We start from the raw sequence: 3,154 nt of genomic DNA on the forward strand, positions 1-3,154 counted from the left end.
CGCGACCGGCAGCGCGCTCGGGTGGCCGAGCACCACGTCACCGTACGGGATGCCGCGGGTGTGCAGGGCAAGGCGCGCGCTGTAGGCGAGATGGTCGACGAGGATTGCGTCGGGGGAGACCTCGTCGATGACCCGCAGCGTCGCGCGTGCCCGGTCGGCCGGCTGCCACATGAGGTCGGTGAGACGTTCGCGCGCCTGGTAGGCGAGGGTCGGGACCATTCCGGTGCGCGTCGCGGCGAAGAAGCCCTCGAGCGACGCTGCCTCGTCCGCCTGCTGCTCGGAGCTGCGGATGACACCCGCGTTCGCGCCGCGTCCGAGGGGCAGATCGACTCGGCGGTATCCGAAACCCGCGACGATGGCCGCCGTCGCCGGCCCGGTCGCCACGACCACCTCGTGACCGGCGTCCCGCCAGGCCGTGCCGAGAGCGGCCAGCGGCAGCAGGTGCGACGCGTAATCGGGACTGATGATCAGCAGGGTCATACCAGCAGCTCCGCCGCGCGCTGCAGCTCGGCTTCGCTGTGCGCGACCGATTCGTACACCGGCGCGAGCTTCGCAGCCATACCCTGGATCGTGAAGCGCTCCGCTACGAGGTCGCGCGCGCGAGCGCCCGCTCCGTCGCGGTGACGAGCTTCGCCGGATCTGCGGTCTCGGTGAGGAAGCCGGTCGCGCCGTCCTCGACGTAGGTGGCGGGACCGCCGCTGTCGGGCGCGACCACGAGCAGGCCGGCGGCCATCGCCTCGAGGATCGCCAGGCCGAACTCCTCCTTGAGGCTCGCGCAGACGTACACGCCGTCGGGCGCGGCCCGTCCGGGAAGCCCGAAGCGTGCGGCCGCGAGCCACTCCGCCGCGACATCGTTGGATCGATGGCCGGTCAGCAGCAGTCCGCGCGTCGCGTGCTGTGCGGGAGGGAGGGCGGTCCGGATGCGGTCGAGCTGCTCCTGCTCGTCGACCGAGGGACGCTCGAGGTCACCGCCGATCACGAGCAGGTTGGCGCGGTCGGCGAGTGGGCCCTCCGCCCACGCGCGCACCAGGGTGGCCATGCCCTTGATGCGGTGCATCCGCCCCACCGTGACGAGCAGCGGCAGGTGTCGACGCTCTGCGGGCAGAGCGTCGAGCAGCACGGCGAGCTCGGCGAGCGCCCCGGTCGGTTCGGCACCGTCGGCGACGTGACGGGCGCGCGCGACGGCGCGGTCGACCACCGCGAGGTCGACGCCCTCGGCCACAACCGTGTGCCGCTCGGGGTGGGAGGTCATGTCGATTCCGACGAGCGCGCGCATGTCGCGCTCGAGCTCGGGCCGCGGGAAGAACACCGAGTGCGCGGCGGAGGCCGCGAGACTCTGCACCAGGTGGGTGCGGAACCAGAAGTGCTCGGCGAGGTCGGCGGGCCCGAACGCCTCCCGGGTGAGGGTTCCGGAGCGCTCGAGCGACGCGATGACGCTGTGCGGGTCGGGCGCCACGGTGAACACCGTGGGGATCCCGAGTTCACGCGCGACATCCGCAGCCGCGAGGCTGCCGACATCCGCCATCCGCAGATGCAGCACGTCGACGCGCCCCGCGGCACGCAGTAGACGCCGGATGCCGCGGCGCACGCTCACTCTCAGCGGCCAGGCGGCCGCTGAGCTCACGGGCGGCGAGCTCAGCGGGATGTGGCCGTAGACATGGCCGGTACCGCCGCCGGCGACGTGCAGCAGGTCGGGGCCGGCCTGAGCGGCCGTGCCCCGCGACAGGGTCAGCACCCGCTGCACGGCAGCGGGCTCGGCGACCAGCGCATCCCCCAGTCGAACTAGCAGCGTGGCGATGCCGCCGTTGTCTCCGGAACCGGCCGAGGACAGAGTCGGATCGACGTCGGCGTGCAGGAACAGCTGGGCGACGGTGATCCCGTCGCGACCGTCGGATCCCTCACGAACCGTCGGTGCCGGCTCGGCGTCGATCAGGGCGAGGCGGGCGAGATCGCCGAGCTCGCCGCCCTCGACGACGATCCCTTCGAGCGTCGAGACCGCGGCGGGTTCACGACGCTGAGAGCCGCGACAGCCGCCTCTCGAACGATCGGCGGGGCCGAGCCATCGCTCGCCCATGCCCGCAGCGGCCGCACGACGAGCGGGTGACGCACGAGCCCCATCGTCTCGACGAGTCTCGCGAGGGCATCGTGGGGGAGGGCGCCCGTGCACGCGGTCTCCAGGGCCACCGCGAGCAGCTCACCCGCGCCGCCCGACCACTTCTCCAGGGTGTGCTGGGCGAGCATTCCGGCGAATCCGCCGTCGGCGACGAGGCGCACGAGGCGTCCGACGGCCTCGGGGCGCGCGGGCCGCCGGCCGAGTGCATCGGCTGCGTGCTCGACGATGTACGGCCGGGGAGATGACAGCAGGCTCGACAGCAGCCGTCCTGCCTCCTCGTCGTTCATCTCAGCCAGGGCGTGCACCGCGGCGATCGCGGCTAGGTCGTCATCGGCCGAGAGGGCCGCCGACAGCACGCGCAGCGTGCGCAGGCCCGGATCGCGGCCGGCTTCGAAGGCCAGGTCGTCCGCGGCGCGCATCGCTTCGACGATCGATGCGGATTCGGTGATGCGGTCCATCGCCGTCTGAATACCCACGCTGCCCTCCCTGCGGGCGCCGACACCGGCACCGACTCGAATGGTACTGCGGCGAGAAGAAATGAGCCTACGGTTGACAAGGCGCCGATCGTCGGCTCCGGGTTCCTAGCGAAGGGCAAGCGTGAGCGTTCTCACCATCGGCGACATCGGCGTCGTGTCGGGCATGATCCACATCGGCGACGAGGCGATGTTCGAGGCGGCGCGTGACGAGCTCGCCACTCGCGGTCTCGACGTCGTGGGCGTATCGTCGGCTCCCGAGGAATCCGCCGCCCGCTACGGTGTGCCCTGCGTGCCGCGCCTCGGCTTCGTCGGACTCGAGCGAGAGGCAGCCGCCCGTCGGCGCTGCTCGTGGATGCGGCGGCGGGGCGCACCGAGCTCGCCGACGATGATCCGGCCCGGCCGGTTCTGAACGCGCTGGACGAGGCGTCGGGCGTGCTCATCGCCGGCGGTGGCAACCTCGCATCGCGCTGGCCGGTGCACGTCTACGAGCGCACGACCCTCGCAGCGATGGCGCGGGCCCGCGGTCTGCCGGTGGTGGTGTCGGGACAGACCTTCGGGCCCGACC

Annotated in this window: 3 protein-coding genes and 1 pseudogene; 1 reads left to right on the top strand and 3 read right to left on the bottom strand. The window is 72.5% G+C overall.

All coding sequences use genetic code 11. The features are described 5' to 3' along the window. The 3 genes and pseudogenes from RT309_RS14475 to RT309_RS14485 form a co-directional block, all read right to left on the bottom strand. Nucleotides 1-480: pseudogene (locus RT309_RS14475) on the bottom strand (glycosyltransferase); the annotation flags it as partial. A 103-nt stretch (nucleotides 481-583) separates the two neighbouring features. Next, nucleotides 584-1,744, bottom strand: a complete 1,161-nt coding sequence (locus RT309_RS14480; protein ID WP_396654465.1) for a glycosyltransferase — start codon at nucleotides 1,742-1,744, stop codon at nucleotides 584-586. 185 nt (nucleotides 1,745-1,929) lie between these two features. After that, nucleotides 1,930-2,589, bottom strand: a complete 660-nt coding sequence (locus RT309_RS14485; RefSeq protein WP_313358164.1) for a HEAT repeat domain-containing protein — start codon at nucleotides 2,587-2,589, stop codon at nucleotides 1,930-1,932. Between the two features lie 121 nt (nucleotides 2,590-2,710). On the opposite strand from RT309_RS14485, the gene RT309_RS14490 reads away from it, so the two are divergent. Further along, complete coding sequence (locus RT309_RS14490) at nucleotides 2,711-2,998, top strand: hypothetical protein (protein ID WP_313358165.1); 288 nt, start codon at nucleotides 2,711-2,713, stop codon at nucleotides 2,996-2,998. Nucleotides 2,999-3,154: the final 156 nt, after the last annotated feature.

The organism is Microbacterium sp., from assembly GCF_032084865.1.
GTDB lineage: Bacteria > Actinomycetota > Actinomycetes > Actinomycetales > Microbacteriaceae > Microbacterium.